Source organism: Staphylococcus sp. TCBT05, from assembly GCF_055179755.1.
Genome location: NZ_JBUQDQ010000005.1, coordinates 775,389 through 794,783 on the forward strand (window position 1 = coordinate 775,389; position 19,395 = coordinate 794,783).

The 19,395-nt window shown below is 33.7% G+C and carries 20 protein-coding genes and 1 riboswitch; of the genes, 12 read left to right on the forward strand and 8 right to left on the reverse strand.

Annotated elements, in window-relative coordinates; all coding sequences use genetic code 11:
- The first annotated feature begins 23 nt into the window (after positions 1-23).
- The gene (locus ACY191_RS03460) at positions 24-827 is read left to right on the forward strand and encodes a Cof-type HAD-IIB family hydrolase (RefSeq protein ID WP_042740392.1); all 804 of its coding nucleotides are present in this window, start codon (positions 24-26) and stop codon (positions 825-827) included.
- Positions 828-891: 64 nt separating this feature from the next.
- Here the strand turns inward: ACY191_RS03460 and ACY191_RS03465 are convergent, their stop codons facing one another.
- Positions 892-1,314 carry a universal stress protein gene (locus tag ACY191_RS03465; RefSeq protein ID WP_042740391.1) on the reverse strand — a complete coding sequence of 141 codons (423 nt, stop codon included), beginning with the start codon at positions 1,312-1,314 and terminating at the stop codon, positions 892-894.
- A 103-nt stretch (positions 1,315-1,417) separates the two neighbouring features.
- On the reverse strand, positions 1,418-2,482 hold the full coding sequence (locus ACY191_RS03470) for a quinone-dependent dihydroorotate dehydrogenase (protein ID WP_042740390.1): 1,065 nt from the start codon (positions 2,480-2,482) through the stop codon (positions 1,418-1,420).
- Positions 2,483-2,725: 243 nt separating this feature from the next.
- Between ACY191_RS03470 and ACY191_RS03475 the strand changes: the two genes are divergently transcribed.
- Positions 2,726-3,589: a fructosamine kinase family protein gene (locus ACY191_RS03475; protein ID WP_042740389.1), complete on the forward strand. Its 864-nt coding sequence runs from the start codon at positions 2,726-2,728 to the stop codon at positions 3,587-3,589.
- A 603-nt stretch (positions 3,590-4,192) separates the two neighbouring features.
- Positions 4,193-5,407, forward strand: coding sequence for an MFS transporter (locus ACY191_RS03480; protein ID WP_229366518.1), 1,215 nt, complete (start codon positions 4,193-4,195; stop codon positions 5,405-5,407).
- A gap of 294 nt (positions 5,408-5,701) precedes the next feature.
- Here the strand turns inward: ACY191_RS03480 and ACY191_RS03485 are convergent, their stop codons facing one another.
- Together ACY191_RS03485 and ACY191_RS03490 are read right to left on the reverse strand one after the other, a co-directional pair.
- Positions 5,702-5,935, reverse strand: a complete 234-nt coding sequence (locus ACY191_RS03485; RefSeq protein WP_042740388.1) for a DUF896 domain-containing protein — start codon at positions 5,933-5,935, stop codon at positions 5,702-5,704.
- The gene (locus ACY191_RS03490; protein WP_229367394.1) at positions 5,913-6,890 is read right to left on the reverse strand and encodes an LLM class oxidoreductase; all 978 of its coding nucleotides are present in this window, start codon (positions 6,888-6,890) and stop codon (positions 5,913-5,915) included. Before ACY191_RS03490 ends, ACY191_RS03485 begins: the two co-directional genes overlap by 23 nt.
- 300 nt (positions 6,891-7,190) lie before the next feature.
- On the opposite strand from ACY191_RS03490, the gene ACY191_RS03495 reads away from it, so the two are divergent.
- Positions 7,191-7,988 carry a trypsin-like serine peptidase gene (locus ACY191_RS03495; protein ID WP_042740386.1) on the forward strand — a complete coding sequence of 266 codons (798 nt, stop codon included), beginning with the start codon at positions 7,191-7,193 and terminating at the stop codon, positions 7,986-7,988.
- A gap of 118 nt (positions 7,989-8,106) precedes the next feature.
- Here the strand turns inward: ACY191_RS03495 and ACY191_RS03500 are convergent, their stop codons facing one another.
- Together ACY191_RS03500 and ACY191_RS03505 are read right to left on the reverse strand one after the other, a co-directional pair.
- Positions 8,107-8,670 (reverse strand): TetR/AcrR family transcriptional regulator, encoded by a 564-nt coding sequence (locus ACY191_RS03500; protein ID WP_042740385.1) that lies wholly within the window; start codon positions 8,668-8,670, stop codon positions 8,107-8,109.
- Between the two features lie 166 nt (positions 8,671-8,836).
- The gene (locus ACY191_RS03505) at positions 8,837-9,799 is read right to left on the reverse strand and encodes a DMT family transporter (RefSeq protein WP_042740384.1); all 963 of its coding nucleotides are present in this window, start codon (positions 9,797-9,799) and stop codon (positions 8,837-8,839) included.
- Between the two features lie 204 nt (positions 9,800-10,003).
- On the opposite strand from ACY191_RS03505, the gene ACY191_RS03510 reads away from it, so the two are divergent.
- The 3 genes from ACY191_RS03510 (at position 10,004) to ACY191_RS03520 (ending at position 13,179) form a co-directional block, all read left to right on the forward strand.
- Entirely contained in the window at positions 10,004-11,362 is a 1,359-nt protein-coding gene (locus ACY191_RS03510; protein ID WP_042740383.1) for an amino acid permease, read from the forward strand.
- Between the two features lie 53 nt (positions 11,363-11,415).
- The gene (locus ACY191_RS03515; RefSeq protein ID WP_042740382.1) at positions 11,416-12,357 is read left to right on the forward strand and encodes a nucleoside hydrolase; all 942 of its coding nucleotides are present in this window, start codon (positions 11,416-11,418) and stop codon (positions 12,355-12,357) included.
- 246 nt (positions 12,358-12,603) lie between these two features.
- On the forward strand, positions 12,604-13,179 hold the full coding sequence (locus tag ACY191_RS03520; RefSeq protein ID WP_042740381.1) for a M23 family metallopeptidase: 576 nt from the start codon (positions 12,604-12,606) through the stop codon (positions 13,177-13,179).
- Positions 13,180-13,264: 85 nt separating this feature from the next.
- On the opposite strand, the gene ACY191_RS03525 is transcribed toward ACY191_RS03520, so the two are convergent.
- Complete coding sequence (locus tag ACY191_RS03525) at positions 13,265-13,609, reverse strand: DUF488 domain-containing protein (protein ID WP_229367395.1); 345 nt, start codon at positions 13,607-13,609, stop codon at positions 13,265-13,267.
- Between the two features lie 79 nt (positions 13,610-13,688).
- Here ACY191_RS03525 and ACY191_RS03530 point away from each other — a divergent pair, with 79 nt between their 5' ends.
- From ACY191_RS03530 to ACY191_RS03550, 5 genes are all read left to right on the forward strand, one after another.
- Entirely contained in the window at positions 13,689-14,114 is a 426-nt protein-coding gene (locus ACY191_RS03530) for a 6-pyruvoyl trahydropterin synthase family protein (RefSeq protein WP_229366519.1), read from the forward strand.
- Between the two features lie 146 nt (positions 14,115-14,260).
- Positions 14,261-15,304, forward strand: a complete 1,044-nt coding sequence (locus ACY191_RS03535; protein WP_463269903.1) for a PTS transporter subunit IIC — start codon at positions 14,261-14,263, stop codon at positions 15,302-15,304.
- Between the two features lie 556 nt (positions 15,305-15,860).
- Positions 15,861-16,622, forward strand: coding sequence for an aggregation-promoting factor C-terminal-like domain-containing protein (locus ACY191_RS03540; RefSeq protein WP_042740377.1), 762 nt, complete (start codon positions 15,861-15,863; stop codon positions 16,620-16,622).
- Between the two features lie 121 nt (positions 16,623-16,743).
- A riboswitch (SAM riboswitch) is annotated at positions 16,744-16,852 on the forward strand.
- A gap of 66 nt (positions 16,853-16,918) precedes the next feature.
- Positions 16,919-18,106, forward strand: a complete 1,188-nt coding sequence (locus ACY191_RS03545) for an aminotransferase class I/II-fold pyridoxal phosphate-dependent enzyme (RefSeq protein ID WP_042740376.1) — start codon at positions 16,919-16,921, stop codon at positions 18,104-18,106.
- Positions 18,093-19,091 (forward strand): D-lactate dehydrogenase, encoded by a 999-nt coding sequence (locus tag ACY191_RS03550; protein WP_229366521.1) that lies wholly within the window; start codon positions 18,093-18,095, stop codon positions 19,089-19,091. The genes ACY191_RS03545 and ACY191_RS03550 overlap by 14 nt, the downstream gene beginning before the upstream one ends.
- Positions 19,092-19,154: 63 nt before the next feature.
- Here the strand turns inward: ACY191_RS03550 and copZ are convergent, their stop codons facing one another.
- Complete coding sequence (copZ, locus tag ACY191_RS03555; RefSeq protein ID WP_229366522.1) at positions 19,155-19,361, reverse strand: copper chaperone CopZ; 207 nt, start codon at positions 19,359-19,361, stop codon at positions 19,155-19,157.
- Between the last annotated feature and the right edge of the window lie 34 nt (positions 19,362-19,395).

Here is a 19,395-nt window from a genome sequence, read left to right on the forward strand (position 1 = left end):
CTAAGATGTTGGAGGCAGGTAAAATGGTTAAAGCGATTGCTGTAGACAAAGATGGAACGTTAATGAGGTCTGATCACACTTTGGACGAATTATACTTTGAACAATTGTTCCAAACAATGATGAAGCAAGACATAAAATTTATCGTTGCGAGTGGAAATCAATATGCACAATTAAAGTCATTGTTTCCTGACAAAGTAAATGATATTACATTTGTAGCTGAAAATGGCGCCGTGACTTATTATCAAGACGAAATTCTAGATGCAAATTACTTTGATAAGACAGTATTACAACAGATTTTAGGCGATATCATTGATAAGCATAAAGTAACTGATTTGATATTAAGTGGTATACGTACTGCATATGTATTACCAAATGTGACAGAGGATTTTACGGCGTATTTTAATCATTATTATTATGATGTTCAACAGGTTAAACACTTTGATGATATTAGCGATGATGATTTTGTAAAGGTAGCAATGCGCATCAAAGACACAACGGTATTAGAACAAGTGAAAGCGGACTTAGAAGCACAGTACCCTCAATATTTAAGGGCAGTGACTAGTGGTAATGACAGTCTAGATTTGATTTTGCCGGATGTAAATAAGGGAGTAGCTATCCAGTCATTATTAGCACGTTGGGGGATAGACGAAGAAGATTTACTAGCCTTTGGTGATGCCGATAATGATATTGAAATGCTCAGTTTGACGCCTCACAGTTATGCCATGGCGGAGTGTAGTGAGTCATTAGCCTCTGTAGCCAACCACAGAGCACCGTCAAATAATGATTCTGGTGTATTAAAGGTGATTGAGCACTTTATAACTTCATGATAATTAAAAAGAGGTTGTATCCATTTACAATATAGTATTGTATTTGGTACAACCTCTTAATATTTTATTTAATAATTAACACTGGAATGTGTGCATGGTTGGCAATTTTATGTGTGACATTACCAAGTACATTCTTAATATCTGCTTTTGCACGTTTATTACTCATGACGATAATTTCATAATCGTGTTCTTCTATTTCTTCTAAAATGGTATTTCGAATATGACCCGTACCGAATTTTACAGTCACATTCAAGTCTAATTTTTCTAAGTCATCAATAAAGGGTTGGATTTCTTTCCCTTTAGATTCGGCTAATTGTTCAAAATGAATGTCATTGTATCTAACAGATGTTTGGAGTTCACTTTCTGAGATAACATTGAACACTGTGATCTCAGCTTCTTGTGAACCAGATGTTAGACGGACTAATTCTTGAGGCACATTGTTAAACGTGTTATCGAAGTCATAGGCTACTAATATTTTTTTATACATAATAGCACCTCCCTTAATATATGCATACCCTAATTAAGTAAAGCTAAAATTTTATTTATTAATTATCAACTTGAAATTTTAAAAGATTCTCACTGATTGTGATTTATGCATCTAATCCAATGATGTCTTTAAGGTTTTGGTAACCATTTTTATTAAGGTATTGTGCTAGTGCTTTATTTAATTTACTAGTAAGTCCTGGTCCTTCAAATACTAATGCGCTATATATTTGAACAAGTGATGCGCCGCTTCTTAACATTGTAATCACATCTTCAACTGTGAAAATACCACCTGTTCCAATGATTGTAAATGTACCATTTGTTTCCTTGTAAGCATGTTTGATGAGTTCAATGTTACGTTCGAATAATGGGCGACCGCTTAATCCTCCTGTTTCAATACGATTTTCAGATTTTAATCCGTCCCGTTGTTGCGTCGTATTAGCTAAAATAATACCATCAAAGGTCTTGGTAATTGGTGGTAACATATGTCCTAAACTAGTTAGATCTAAATCGGAAGTTAACTTTATAAATATTGGGACAGTGATGTCATTTTCTACTTTAAATGATTGTATTGCTGTGCAAAGCTGTGAAAATTCACTTTCATCATGGAATTTCTGTAAATTTTCAGTGTTAGGTGAGCTGATATTTACTGTGTAGAATGTGACATCATTTTTAAAGGTATCAAGCACCTTTATATAATCTTGATAACGATCTTCGTAAGGGGTACTTTTATTAACGCCAACATTTAAGCCTACTGGAATGTTATAACTATATTTACGTAAATTACTAAGTGCCTTATTCATTCCAAGGTTATTGAAACCCATTCTGTTTATTAACGCTTGGTCTTCTACTAGACGGTACATACGTGGTTTAGGATTACCAGGCTGTGGTTTTGGTGTAATACCACCGAGTTCGATTGAGCCAAACCCTGCATATTCTAAGGCTTTTGGAACTTCGCATGATTTATCGAAACCTGCTGCAAGACCAATCGGATTAGGGAAACGAACACCTGACAATTCTTGTGTGAGAATATCATTCTCATAATGGAAGAATTGTTTGATTATAGGTAATGTTTTAGGATATCTTTGGACAAATTTTAAGGCATCGATTGTCATACCATGTGCTTGTTCGGGATCGTACTTGAATAAGATAGGCTTGATTAATTTGTACATGAAATTTTCGCTCCATTTTTTAATTTTGTAATTAACTTAATTATAAAAAACAATCAGTTAAGAAAAAAGAGATAACTCATTTGAATCTCATACTTATCTTGAAAGTATTGTCTTTAATAGACTAGCATTTTAGAAGGTTTATGCCTAGAGTGAATCACTGAAATTATAATTGAGGAATGCTTAAAGTGGTATCGACATGGATATAATATGAAAGACAAGTATGTTATTTTGGAGTGATAAATATTGGAAACTAAATGGAAAGAACAATTACCAATAACAGGTATTAAAGCTATTACCCCTGTAAGTGGTGGGGATGTAAATGAAGCTTTCCGAATAGAGAGTGAAGACGGGGTATATTTTTTATTGGTGCAACGTAATAAGTCTGAATCATTTTATGCGGCTGAGATTGAAGGATTAAATCTTTTTGAAGCTGCAAACGTGACAGCACCTAGAGTTATAGATAGTGGAGAAATAGCAGGTGATGCTTACTTGATATTATCATTCTTACATGAAGGGACTAAAGGTAGTCAACGTCAATTAGGTGAGCTTGTTGCAAAACTGCATAGTCAACATGAACCAGAAGGAAGATTTGGGTTTGATTTACCTTACCAAGGTGGAGATATTTCTTTCGACAATAATTGGTCTGATAATTGGACTACGATATTTGTTGAACGACGTCTAGATCATTTAGTTGAAACTTTATTGAAAAATGACCAATGGACGCTTGATGACAAAAAACGTTATGAGCAGGTGCGTAAGATTATTGTAGATGCATTGTCTAATCATAAGAGTAAGCCATCATTATTACATGGTGATTTATGGGGTGGCAACTATATGTTTTTAGAGGACGGGACACCAGCATTGTTTGATCCTGCACCACTATATGGTGATAGAGAGTTTGATTTAGGCATTACTACTGTATTTGGAGGATTTACGCAAGATTTCTATGATGCATATGAGCGACATTATCCAATGGCAAAGGGTGCAGAACAACGATTGGAATTCTACCGTTTATATTTATTGATGGTACATTTAGTAAAATTTGGAGGACTCTATGCACGTAGCGTAGATCAATCTATCTCTAAAATACTAGCCGATGCTAAATAGTGTTATGAATTGATACAAAATATGATACTTGATGAATGCAGTGTTGCAATATCGAAAAATTAAATAGTTGTCTTATTAAGCAATTTGATTAAAGTAAAAATGTCATTTTCTATTCTAATAATAGAGAGTGACATTTTTTATTATGGGAAAATTTACATTGTACGTACTATACAATCCAATATTGTCTAAGAATGAAGTTTATTTAGGGCTTAATTATTCATGTGTTTCACAAGTCATTTTCTGAAACGGCTAATGATGTGTTGAATAATATTGATGAATTTATATTAAAAGAAAATTACTATTTAATTAGAAATTTGTTATTTTTTAATTTATATTTGTTATACTGATAACAAGTTGTAAAAATAAATATTATATTAAGTATAATAAAGATGTTTGCATTGTATTATTTAAGGTATTCATCCTTTGAGACGAGTAGAAATGGTGTAAATGATGTATTACGTACTGTTGAAAATGATTTGAGATGTTGTTTGTTTGCAATAATTGTCTTGAATCAATAGATACATAGTGAACGTATTATGTGAGAAGAAATCCTTTGAGAATCGAATAGTATGAAGAAGATATTGAAACATAGGGGGCTAAAAATTGAGTACATCTAATAAACTGTTATTCAACCGTACTTATATGTTAATGCTATTGGCAGGCATCTTTGCTATGGTTGGTTTCAGTACAATTTTAACGACAATAACCTGGTATGCTGTAAAGGAATTACAATCGTCGATGGCATTAGGTTATATATTAGTTTCAGCCACAGTACCCAGGTTGATTATGATGACATTTAGCGGTATGGTTGCTGATAAATTTAAGAAAACAACTGTTATGTATTATTCAAATATTGCAGAATGTTTGGTACTTGTGATTTTGTATTTTTTAATTATAAATCAACAACTATCACTGATTCCGCTAATGATCTTAGCAGCATGTTTTGGAATGTTGGACGCCTTCTTTGGACCAGCAAGTACATCATTAATACCTAAAGTAGTCACGCAAGCGCAATTACAGCGTGCCAATTCATTATTCCAAGGTGGGACTCAAATTTCCTTTATATTTGGACCTATTATTGCCGGTGTAATTATGGAACATTATTCAATTGCGACAAGCTTTTATATTTCTTTAATATTTGTATTTTTATCTGCTATATTCGTCTTTCCTTATTTTATTGATGAAGCGGATGTTAAAGAACGTTCTGATAATACACCAATCAAAGATATTGTCGAAGGTTTTCGTTATGTTAAGTCATCCCGTTTTTTAATTACAGGGATTATTATTTTGATTACTGCCAATTTCTTTGGACTAGGTGCGTTAAGTGTTGGGATTCCGATTATAGTAGAATCACTTGGTGGCACACCGATTAATTTAACGTATTTGCAGTCTAGTTTAGGTGTGGGGATGTTGGTAGGAACAGGATTGCTTAGTATTATTACGTTCCAAAAGGGACGAGGTAAGTTGACGATATTTACATTGTTGATCATGATTGTGCTATTGATTATCTTCACGCAAGTTACGACATTGATATTACAAATGCTGTTACTTCTCCTCATTGGTGTTACTTATACCTTTGTTTACATTCCATTTATTACAATGGCACAAGAATTTACAGATGAACAAGTAACTGGAAGAGTGATGAGTTTAATATTTCTTGCGATGACAGGGTTTGATCCAATTTCTTATGTAGTGATCTCAGGTCTGAATGCAATGGATATTTCAATATTTAATGTTCTTGCAATTTCTGCATTTTCTAGCTTATTTGTATGGGTATTAATTCTTTTTAATTCTAAAAATTATAGACAGCTTAATTAAGTATTTAAAATTTGGGACATAATTTCCAGAAAAATAGCACTCAGATGATTCAATTTATCTGAGTGCTTTTTTATTATTCATATTTCGTATTATTGGCTCGCTTTCCTAGGGGCCAGCTTCAGCCTGTAGTCTTCAGCTTGTCCTGTTCCCACAGGAGTCTCGCCAAAATACGTAGAAAACATAAGTGACTGTTACAGTAACAGTCATAAAAAAAGACAATTTCTATATTACTTCAATAGAAATTGCCTACTTCAATTATTTAAACACTTTACGTTCTATACGCTTGTGCTATGGCTAATTCAAATCTAATGTTCCCATTTCTTTTCTAAGTTTATAAACTTTATCAGGTGTCACATCTTCACCTAATGGATCTACAACTTTTAATGTTGAAAAGGTATTGATGACTTGTCCTCGAATCATTTTAAGGTATTCTTGTCTCAATGTTTGTTGTTCTTGTTTTTCTGTTGTTGTTAGTCCTTGTACTTTTTCTTTATTTGCTAACATATTAATTCTGTCCAATAATTTCATTTTTCTGTACCTCCTTGGTTATATGTGGTGGGAAATAGGGGATAATTTCTTTTCCTATTTCTTGTAACATATCTTCGTATGTTCTATTTGCCGATTTTAAGTTTAAAATGATGTGATTTGTTCCGATCCGTTCATAGGCGCTTAATATATTTAATAAAGTCTTACTCCCCAGTCGATATCCACCCTTAATTGGTGAAACAAGTTCATTTGGATTATTTGATAAATCGATGACGAGGGGATGCATAAATGGTTTGAATTTGTTGTTATCATGCCACTGTTCAAGTAGTTTCTTTTGCGCTTGAAAGGCTTGTGGATAGAATAACCACCCATCCATATGCTGTTTAATCCAGTCTATGCTTTGTTTGGCATAACCAGTAGCAAACACTGGGATTTGTCGGTGTTTGGGTAATATTTGTAAACCAGAATCTTCAGTTAGTTGGAATTTTGTATCTGATAAGTCTGGTGAGTGTGATTGCCATAATGCCTTTACAGCGTATATCGTTTGTTGATATCGTTCTGATAATTGATTTGTCTCTACATTGAATGCTGGAAATTCAAATTGTCTATCTCCTGTTGCCATGCCGAGTAACAAGCGTTCATTAGAAATTAAATCTAATGAGGTAGTTGCTTTAGCTATATGAATAGGATGTCTTAACGTCGCAACAATACTAGCAGTACCTAATGCAATGTTTGAAGTTCGACTACTTATATAAGTCAAAAATACAAATGGGTCATAATTTGTGGTTATAGGACCTAACTTAGGACTATAGAGTGGACTATCTCTAACGAATAAACTAGTGAACCCAAGTGTTTCGGCATATTTTGCCAAGTCTCCTTGTTCAGAAAATGATAATGCATTATGCTCGGCATTATCAAAAGGCATCATTAACCCAAGCGTTAAATGTTGTGCTTTAAAAGCGTAATAAAATCCGCTGTGTGATTGTATTGTTGAAATATTAATCCCTCCTTTTCTTTATACTAAGCAACAGTTATTAATTAAGTAACACCTGTTGTCTAGATAAGATTGTATGACCATTCTGTGCATAATGCAAACGACAAATTGTTTAATTTATTGGATAAGCAACAATTTGTGCAATGTGTTGTCAAATCATCATCATTACGATATAAAGCATTTATATTTTTTAGAATAAAGTTGCTTAACAAATATTAATTTTAGACATTTTTATTATTATTTGATTATTTTTCTGAATTTCTTTAAATTGAAGAAGACAAATATTATTTTTGGAGGTAATTTATGTTTTTGAGAAAAGTATTAAGTAGTATTACTTTGTCACTAGCTTTAATTTTAGCAATAGCACCATTTAGTAGTTTTGCCAGTTCAGATGAACAAGGAAATAATGAAGAGATTCAAGGCTCGCATGATACAGCTCAACAAAATGAAAATACTGCTAACCAATCGCCAGAAATATCACAAAAAGTTATATTGCCAAATGAAGATAGAAAACAAATAGATAATACAACGAGTGGTCATTACCAATCTATCGGTTATATTAGTATGGGAGACAGTATTGCTACTGGTGTTGTAGTTGGTAAAAACACTGTACTAACAAATAAACACGTAGCAAACCTTTCTGACGGTAATATGCAATTTTCACCAGCAGCAAAGGATGAAAATACATTCCCGTATGGGACATTTACAGAAAAAGATATTAAACCATATCCAGGTGACGCAGATTTAGTCGTTGTTCATTTTAATCCTAACAGTAAGGGACAAACAGTTGGTGAAGTAGTACAACCAGCTACTTTAAAGGACGCTGCAGCGACATCAAAAGGAGATCCTATGACAGTGACAGGTTATCCTGGTGATAAACCTTTAGCGACAATGTGGGAAAGTACAGGAAAGATTATAGGTAATCAAGGTACAGAGTTAACTTATGATGCAAGTACTTTCGGAGGAAATTCAGGATCACCAGTATTTGATAGCAATAATCAATTAATCGGATTACATCACGGTGGTGTTGAAGGTGAAAGTAATAATGCAGTTGCTATAACTGGAGATGTATTGAAGTTTATTAATGACAATAATGAATAGTACATATTGTGAGTAATTAAATTTCAGGAATAACAAAAACTCCCTAATTGTTAAGTGGAAAGGTAGGATGTGTTTGTAAACACTGTACCCCTTTTCAACTCAACTTAGGGAGTTTACTTTAATATGCTAGATGATTCACTAAAAAAGGTAATGATTTTTTTATATAGTCTTCTGCGGAAACGGTGCTAGTTTCAAACCAATGTTTCGCAATACCGTATAATCCCCAAGCAAGAAACCTCGCACTAGATGCAAGCATTTCACGATCTTGATTTGGGTTGCTATCTTCAATTAATGTAAGAAAGATATCTTCTAATTCTTCTTTGACACGTTTCTCAACAACTTCTCCATATGCTTTACTATTTAACTTACATTCATTATGTGTTTCCTCAATATAGCTAGTTATTTTAATAAAGAGCGTGTGTAAAGTGGATTCATCTAATTTCTCAGCAATATCTAATGTTTCATTTAGATTATTGAGTATTGTCTCAGAAATAGTGTAATCCATGATGTCATATTTATCATAAAAATGCGCGTAAAATGTTGCTCTGTTCACTGTAGCTCGATCGGTAATATCCTTCACGGTAATGGCATGTATTTTTTTCTCTTTAGCAATTTCACGAAATGCGTTCATCAACAGACTTTTCGTTCTTGATACACGTGGATCTGTATATGTGGTTGGCATTACTTGTGCATCTCCTCTACTTAATACTTTATTATAAGCATATAAATTATCTATGCTAGTTAAAATTATGTCAACGTGAATAATTGATATGGTGTTAAGATCTAGTTAATTAAAAGTGGTGTAGTCCTACATAAACAGTCTGATTTTATATGAAACGAATACAGAATTAATTAACGTCTGCTTGCTTTTCCTTAATAAAGGTACTCATAAAACTATAAATACAAATACCTAGTGTGATCAAGACAATACCAATAAGACTAATCATGTCTGGTAGTGGAAGGCCCAAGAAGAGCATTTCTCCTATTAAGGTAAAGATAATTTCTGTAGCCTGCGTAGATTCAACTGCTGCCAGGGTAGCTTGGTTATCCTTGACCATATTTGTAGCATAGAAAAATAAAGCGGTCGCAATGATACCTGAAAAAATAGCTACTGAAAAGGTTTGTAAGACCTGACTTGAAGAGGGTAACCCATTTGTTAAGACGCCAATTAAAAATATGATGGTCCAGATTGGCAGTGTAACAAAGGTCATCCCGTAGATACGTTCAATCGTAGTGAGTTCATTGTCAACGAGTTCCATCATTTTACGATTACCCAAAGGATAACAAAAGGCAGCTAGAACCAATGGTACAACGGACAAAATAAATGTTTGAGTTTGTATATTAGAAATTTGTGGAATTTGTATTAATATCACGCCAAAAATCATAATACTTGAAGTTGCAAGTGATCGCCAAGATATATGTTCTCTAACCTTTATAATTTGATTATTATATTCGATGAGTTCGTAGAATAATGGTGCTAATAATAAGCCACAAATAATTGTTAATTGCCACGTTGCTGAAATGAGCCACCCTGGGCTAAAGTTTGATACGAAAGTGATAGGTATGTAAAAGAAGACAAATCCCAAGGTGCTCCAAATGAGCCAATAGATGTAGTGCGCTTTAATATGTTTGATAATAACGTTGTGACGTTTTTGTATCCAGACAAATATAAAAAGAAATGGAAACATGAATATAAAGCGTAAAGATGAACTGAAAAGCCAGCTACCACCTGAATCTGACATTGCATGATTTAAGATAAAGGTAACAGAGAAAAACATTGCCCCCAAAATGCCAATTAATATTGCTTTCATGTTATTCCACCTTCCTAAAAATTTTTTAATAATTTTAATTTAACAGTTTTTTAAATATTGGCAAGGGTAAACTATTATTGTATATTGTTGTATTTTTAAATCATTAACAATAATAAAAACCTAATATGTTAGGAGAAATTAGATACTCTGAATGGGACATAGTATGATTAAAGAGTATAATTTCAAATTTAAGGGGTTGGAATTATGGCTGATCAACTAAAGAGAGAATTAAGTAACAGACATATTCAATTGATTGCAATTGGGGGAGCAATCGGTACAGGTTTATTTCTAGGTGCAGGACAGTCGATTCATTTAGCTGGTCCGTCTATATTATTGACTTACATAATTGTTGGATTTGCATTGTTTATGTTTATGAGAGCGATGGGAGAGATGTTGCTTTCTGATACGAAATTTAATTCATTCGCAGATATTACAAATGAATATGTAGGTTCACTTGCGGGTTTCATTACAGGTTGGACATATTGGTTAACATGGATTATCTCTGGTATGGCAGAGGTTACAGCGGTGGCGAAATATGTATCTTTTTGGTTTCCACAAATTCCCAATTGGCTATCGGCTTTTTTGTGCGTACTCCTATTGATGTATTTCAATTTATTGAGTACACGATTATTTGGTGAACTAGAATTCTGGTTTGCATTGATTAAAGTAGGTACGATTATCGCGTTGATTATTGTGGGATTGGCCATGGTTATCATGGCTTACCAAACACCGTATGGTACATCTTCATTTTCTAACATATATGCACATGGTGGATTGTTTCCAAATGGTGCTGCTGGTTTCTTTATGTCTTTCCAAATGGCGATATTTTCCTTTTTAGGAATTGAGATGATTGGTATCACTGCAGGAGAAACTAAGAATCCACATAAGACACTTCCTAAGGCAATCAACAGTGTGCCCTTTAGAATTTTATTGTTCTACATTGGGGCAATTGCTATTATTATTTCAATTGTGCCATGGAATAAACTTGATCCAGAGGATAGTCCGTTTGTTAAATTATTTGCGCTTGTAGGTATACCATTTGCAGCAGGAATCATCAACTTTGTGGTATTGACTGCAGCAGCCTCAGCTTGTAACAGTGGCATATTTGCTAATAGTAGGACGTTATTTGGCTTGGCAGATAGACAACAAGCACCACCAAGTTTTCAGGTAACAAATAAGAAAGGTGTACCGATCACTGCGATTTTAATTACAAGTTCATTTTTATTTATTGCAGTGTTATTGAATTATTTTATTCCTAATGCGACAACCGTCTTTGTCTATATTAGTACTGTATCAACAGTGTTGAATATATTTTTATGGACCTTAATTACCATTGCATACTATAGATATACAAAGCAAAGACCTGATCTGCATGAGCGAAGTAATTTTAAATTACCAGGTGGTAGTAAAATGGCAGTGTGTATCATCGTATTCTTTATCTTTATATTTGGTATTTTATTGGTGAATCCGGAGACTAGAATCGGTGTGTTATTAGCGCCATTATGGTTGATAGTCCTAGCATTGATGTATCGACAATATAAAAAGCATACACGACAAAGATGATGCCTCAAGTTTGAAATCGTACGATATAATCCTGTGATTTGGAGTGAAGGAAAATGACTAAAAAAATTATTATGGATTGTGATCCGGGCCATGATGATGCAATTGCATTAATACTTGCAGGAGCCAAACAAAGTCCATTAGATATCATAGCAGTTACGACTGTTGCAGGTAACCAATCTGTTGAAAAGAATACTAATAATGCTTTAAATGTATTGGATATTATGGGCCGGTTAGACATTGAAGTGTCTGTTGGTGCATCTCGTCCGTTAATAAAAGATGCGTCATTTGCATCAGAGATACATGGTGAGACTGGATTAGACGGACCCAATTTACCTAAAGTACCTGCATTAAAGCCGACGACTATGCATGCTGTAGATACAATAATTGAAAAAGTGAGCCACAGTGATACCAAAGTGACTATTGTAGCGACGGGACCATTAACAAATATTGCTATGGCAATGAATAAGGAACCTAATATTGTACAAAATATCGAATCTATTACAATTATGGGGGGCGGTACATTCGGTAACTGGACACCAACAGCAGAATTTAATATTTGGGTTGATGCCGAAGCGGCGAAACGTGTATTTGAAAGTGGTGTGATGATTAATGTGTTCGGTCTAGATGTCACACATCAAGTGCTGGCAACAGATGAAATTATCTCACGCTTTAAAGGTATTGATAATGAAATTGCCCGCTTTGTTGTTGAGCTACTTGAATTTTTCAAATCCACATATAAGACACATTTCAATATGGATGGTGGACCCATACATGATGCTTGTACAATTTTATATTTATTGCAACCCGAATTATTTACGATGCAATACACGAGAATCGATATTGAGTGTCAAAGTGATTTAACTTATGGCACAATGTCGGTAGATTTAAATGATATTACACAAAAGGAAAAAAACGCCAATTTTGCGATAGCTGTTGATGTAAATGACTTGTGGGATTTAGTTGAAAATATTTTACAAAGTTACAATAAATTATAATAAATGCGCTATTGTTAGATTAATCACTAGATTAAAGATGATGAGACAGAGCTTTATAAAACGATTCCTCCAATGGAAATGGTTTTATAAAGCTTTTTATTTATGCTGTTATTTGGTAGATACATCATTGCAGCATATAGATATATTATTTTTATGTGAGCGTTGTGTAAACGAATTATTCGCATTCATGTTGATGAGTGCGTATACTAATTACACAAATTTATTATTTAAGAGGTGTTACCTTTATTGAAGAAATTATTAAAATACTTAGCTATTTGTATCGTGATTGTAGGAGCGATAGTATTTTTTGTACAATATAATGAAGAAATTAAACAAACCGTGACTAAATTATATACTAATCAAAGTCATGAACCAGAAGAGTCAAATAATGACTTTGAAGCACTATTTAATCGTAGTAGAGAAACAGAAACTTTTGGTGAATATCAATATAGTGATTTCGATGGTAAACATTATGGCATTGACTACGATTTACCTGAAGATACACCAGTTAAAGCAGTGACCGATGGCGTTGTGACGAGAACCTTTAATAATAAATTAGGTGGAAAAGTCATACAAATTCAAGAAGATAATGGTAGATATCATCAATGGTATATGCATTTGAATACATTTAAAGTAGCGAAAGGTGAACGTGTGAATGCAGGTGACACCATTGCGCTCTCTGGTAATACTGGTGAGCAAACGACAGGTTCGCATCTTCATTTTCAAAGAATGAAAGATGGGGTGGGCAATCAATTTGCAATAGACCCCAAATCTTTCATAGATAAATTACCTAACGGCGAAAAGAGTTTGTATGAATTGTAACCGACTGAATGGGTTGTATTGTAATGTAGTATACGCTACCGATAGGATTGTGAATATATATGCTAAGATAATGCCTTGAAGCGTATTAGCTCAATAAAGATTGAAGTACAACGGCTTGATTATGTTGAGTATCTTTGGCGCCGAATAACAAGACGACCGGTTTATCACTTTCATCAACCCATTGTTTTAATTGTTTAAATGCTTTAGCTTGGTCGTCATTATCAGTTAATTCTTGTTGGTATTTCGATTTGAACTCTGTGAATTTTTCTGCATCGTGATCGAACCATTTTCTTAACTCTGTAGAAGGTCCAATATCCTTTAACCAATGGTCGATCTTAGCTTGTTCTTTAGAGATGCCTCTTGGCCATACACGATCTACTAATATGCGTAATCCAGTTACTTGTTGATTTTCACTTTCATCATTGCCAATAGCTGTAAATTAAAAACATCGTAGTTTGAAGTTATTTTTTAGAAAAAGGGTAAAATAAAGAAAAACAGGAGGTTTTATGATGAATAAGTTTGATCATGTGCAGCCACCGAAAACGTATCAATATAGAACGAATAATGTGTTAATCAGAAATAGTTTCCAATTTCAGTGTGATAATAGAATTTATTTTTCTGAAACATTGCATAAAGATTTAAAAAATAAGCTATATCGTTTTAATGTAGAGATATTATCACCTATTGATGATTATGGGTTGGCATTAGATTTTAATGTTGTAGACAAATTATATGATGAACACATTAAACCTTTTTTAGCAAATCAGTTATTAAATGACACATTACCAGCTATGAATACGACTGCAGAAAATATTGCGTTTTGGATTTGGGAACAGTTTGAGCAATACCTTCCAAATGGAAATACACTTTATAAATTAGAGTTTTACGAAAACGATCGCCAAGGGCTTGTATTGACTGAAGCATTCATGCAGTAACATGAAGTAGATTTAGCGTATCGTTTTCAAAATATGATGGAATTTATAGATAATGCAAAATTAAATGACTAAAACAAAAATTAATATTCTGAAAATTTGGAAAATATGATATATTAAGTACCTACTACAACTAAGGAGGAACTTCTATGATCAAGGTAAGTCCAAAACAGTTTATTAATAATGTATTATCAGGCGTGGCAATCGCAATTGTGGCCGGACTGATACCGAATGCAATTTTAGGAGAATTATTTAAGGTTTTTGCACCGAAATATCCCATCTTTCAAACGTTATTGCAAATTATTGAAAGTATACAATTTACAGTACCAATCTTGGTAGGTGCATTAATAGCAATGCGATTTAAATTATCACCTTTAGCGACAGCCGTAGTAGCAAGTTCGGCATTTATTGGTAGTGGTGTTGCGCAATTTAAATCAGGTACATGGGTATTAATGGGTGTAGGTGATTTAATTAACACGATGATAACTGCAGCTATTGCAGTGTTTATTATATTAGTGATTGGTGAGCGTTTTGGTAGTCTCACGTTAATCATATTACCAACTTTTGTTGGAGTTATTGCAAGTTTGGTAGGTGTTTTATTGTTACCTTATGTGAAAATGATTACCACAGGTATAGGGAATTTGGTGAATTCATTTACAGAACTGCAACCTATTTTAATGTCTATGTTAATCGCACTTGTATTTAGTTTTATTATTATTTCACCTATATCAACCGTTGCAACTGCATTAGCAATAGGTATTAGTGGTTTAGCTGCTGGTTCAGCTTCACTTGGAATAGTGGCATGTGAAGCAGTACTTGTTGCTGGAACTGTTAAGATCAATAGAGCAGGTGTGCCGATTACTATATTTTTAGGTGGCGTTAAAATGATGATTCCTAATATGGTGCGTCATCCTATCATATTATTGCCTATTTTTACTACTGCTTTAGTCACAGGTTTTGCCGGAGCACTTATCGGCATTGGCGGTACTAAAGAATCTGCTGGATTTGGTATTATTGGACTAGTCGGTCCAATTAGTGCATTTAGGTTTATGGAACATTCACCACTATTGAGCCTGTTGATGGTATTTATTGCATTTTTTGTAGTGCCATTTACAATTGGTTATATTATTAATACCTTCTATATGAAAGTATTGAAATTATATGATCGAGATATTTTTAAATTCTTAGCATAATGAAAATAATTTAAAATACAGCTTAATAAAGTTAACAATTAATTGAGTCGTCTACAGGAGTAATAAAACCTGTAGACGATTTTTTCGGTAAAATTAAAGTTGAATACCGTCATGAAAGTAATAGATAGTTAGCGATTGAATTTTCAGAAAAAACAAAAATTACAAGTTTTGCCCCAATAAATATATTTTTTAACGGTTTATATTATTACAAAAGTATTACAGAAAGGATACTTGTAATAATTCAGAAAATAGTCTTAATGTGAAAAAAGTAGTAAGTTACACTGTTATAACAACATTTTACATTAAATGTTAGCGTTATCTTTGATAGTTTATGCGTAACAAAACAAAACAAAAAGATTGCAATGTTACATAATGAGCTTGCTTTTGTAAAGTTTTGTTATATACATGTAATATAAAAACGAGAAATTTATGGTATATTATTTGTGGTCAAAAAATTAGACATAAATTTTAAACAATATTAGCAGATACGATAATTTTATTAACGAAAATATAATTTACTTTTAGAAAAGAATTAAATTTGGAGGATTTTTTTATTATGAAGAAAACAATTTTAGCATCATCTTTAGCAGTAGCATTAGGTGTAACTGGATACGCAACTCAAGCAGATCAAAATCAAGCGCACGCTTCTGAGCAAAACATCGACAAAGCACACTTAGCAGAATTAGCTCAAAACAACGCTTCAGAATTAAACGAAAAACCATTACACGCTGGTGCTTACCACTATGACTTCGTATTAGGCGGATTCGAATATAAATTTGATTCAGATGGTCAATCATGGTCTTGGAGCTATGACGTTGCAGGTTCACAAAGTGCATCTACAAACGTTTCATCAAACTCAGCTCAACAAGATGTAAGTGCACAAGCATCTACAAACACTAACGAAAAATCATCTAACGAAGTAAGTTCACAACAACAATCAAGCAATGTAGAAGTTCAAGCAGTTGAAGCTCCTAAAGCTTCTTCAAACTCAAACGTTCAAACTGCTCAAACAAGCACTGCAACTAAAGCATACGAAGCTGCAAAAACACAAGCTGCTTCAACTGGTGGATCAGTTAAAGCTCAATTCTTAGCTGCTGGTGGTACTGAAGCTATGTGGAATACTATCGTATTACCTGAGTCAAGCGGTAACCCAAATGCTGTTAACGAATTAGGATACAGAGGTTTAGGTCAAACTAAAGAATCTTGGGGAACTGGTTCAGTTGCTACTCAAACTCAAGGTATGATCAACTATGCTAAAGAACGTTATGGTTCAATCGAAGCTGCATTAGCTTTCCGTTCAGCTAATAACTGGTGGTAAGATTTAATTAAATAATTAAATGATTCAACACTATATATAGAGCGACTCTTTAGAGTCGTTCTTTTTTTACATTGACAAGTTTGAATATTCTGATAAAATAATTAGTAATTTAATATGAAGCAACTTATCTAGAGAAGTTGAGGGAATTGGCCCGATGATACTTCAGCAACAGACGTGATTGACGTACTGTGCTAAATCCAACAAGCAATATTTGTCTTGAGAGATAGGTGACATATGATATGACTATATGCCGCTGAACTTCGGTATATAGTTTTTTATTTAAGGAGGGCAGTTTTATGGTAATGTCAGAAAGATTATCTCAGATACCTGACAGCTATTTTGGAAAGACAATGGGACAAAAAGTAGAACATGGCCCCTTACCATTAATTAATATGGCGGTGGGTATACCTGATGGAGAAACACCTAAGGGCATTTTAGATTGTTTTAGTAAAGCAATACATATACCAGAGAACCAAAAATATGGTGCATTTCATGGAAAAGATACCTTTAAACAAGCGATAGTTGATTTTTATCAACGTCAATATCAAGTAGCGTTAGATAAAGAAGATGAAGTATGTATTTTATATGGAACAAAAAATGGTTTAGTTAATTTACCGCAGTGTATTGTTAATCCAGGAGAAAATGTGTTGTTGCCTGACCCAGGATATACAGATTATTTAGCTGGCGTAAAATTGGCTGATGCAATTCCGGTACCACTGGTATTGAATTCTCCGGATTATTTACCTGAATGGGATAAGGTGGCACAGTCAGTCTTAGATAATACTAAATTGATATATTTAACTTATCCAAATAATCCTACGGGATCAGTTGCGACACAAAATGTATTTGATGAAGCTATAAAGCGTTTTAAGGGGACAAAAACTAAAATTGTTCATGATTTTGCATATAGTGCCTTTGGTTTTGATCATAAAAACCCGAGTATATTGCAATCACCACAAGCCAAAGATGTAGCGATTGAAATATTTTCACTATCTAAGGGCTATAATATGTCAGGATTTAGAGTTGGTTTTGCAGTAGGTAATAAAGAGGTGATTCAGGCGCTCAAAAAATTCCAAACACACACACATGCAGGCATGTTTGGTGCGTTACAAGATGCTGCAACATACGCTTTAAATCATTATGATACATTTTTAGAGGAACAAAGTGCTACCTTTAAACGCAGGAGAGATCTTTTTGAAGCAAAATTGGCTGAAAAACACATTCCATTTGAACCAATGAAGGGTGGTATATTTTTATGGTTAGCTACTCCGGAAGGTTATGATGGTGAGCAATTTGTTAAGTATTTATTAGAGGAGCAATCTATTTTAGTAGCTCCTGGCATCCCATTTGGCGAGCATGGGCGTAATTATGTCAGAATTTCACTAGCATTGAATGATGCACAACTATTAGAAGCAGCTAATCGTTTACAATCATTAAGTGCTTTATATCATAAAGAAGGAAGTGTCTGCGATGACAAAAATTAAATTGTTTGGTGTAAGAGAGGAAGATATTCCTTATATTGAAGCGTGGTCAGCACAACATAAAGTATCTGTAGATTTAGATAGTCAATTATTGACTGAATCCACGGTAGATAGTGTCCGAGGCTTTGATGGCGTGTCTGTATCACAACAAATCCCTCTGCCCGAAGTGGTTTACAAAAAAATGAATGAGTTTGGAATAAAACAAATTGCCCAAAGAAGTGCGGGGTATGATTGTTATGATTTTGAATTGGCGAATAAGTATAATTTAATCATTTCAAACGTACCTTCATATTCACCTGAGTCAATTGCAGAGTATACTGTGTCCCAAGCATTAAATTTGGTGAGAAACTTTAATGATATACAGCAAAAGACCGCAGAACAAGATTTTCGCTGGCAACCTGCCATCTTATCGCGCTCTATTAAGGATTTAACAGTAGCAGTGATTGGTACAGGACGTATTGGTAGTGTAGTTGCGAAAATATTTGCAAATGGTTTTGGTGCTAAGGTAATTGCGTATGATATTGTGAAAAATGAACAATTACAATCTATCGTGAGTTATAAAGATACAATTAAAGAAATAGTGGAAGTAGCTGATATTGTTACGGTGCACGTGCCAGCAAGTGATGAAAATCATTATTTATTTGATGAATCATTATTTAATAGTTTTAAAGAAGGTTCAGTATTTATAAATTGCGCTCGTGGGTCGATTGTGAATACCCGTGCCTTAATTGAAGCTATTGATAAAGGTATTATAAAGGGTGCAGCATTAGATACATATGAGGCTGAAAAGGGTCTATTTCCTAGTGATCAACGTGGTGTCACATTAGAAGATGAATTATTACGTTCACTTATTGAACGTAAAGATGTTATTTTATCTCCGCATATTGCTTTCTATACGGATGCTGCTGTTGAAAATTTAATAGTTGATGCTTTAGATGCAACTATTGAGGTATTACAAACAGGAGATACATCATTACGTGTAAATTGATTATAACAAAATAGAGGCTCATATCATCAACGCACTTTGATGATATGAGCCTCTATGATTGTGCTATTTTACATCATATCCTTGATCTTCAATAGCCTCTTTCATGTTAACTGTTGTAACTTGTGTTTGATCGTAATCGACTGTGACATTTCCAGCTTCAAGATTTACTTCAGCAGTTGTAACACCATCTAGATTTGTTAGTGCTCCTTCAACAGCTTGTTTACAATGATTACAACTCATACCTTCTACTGCAATGATTTCTTTAGCCATAACATTCACCTCCTTATAAATTTTTATATAGGGT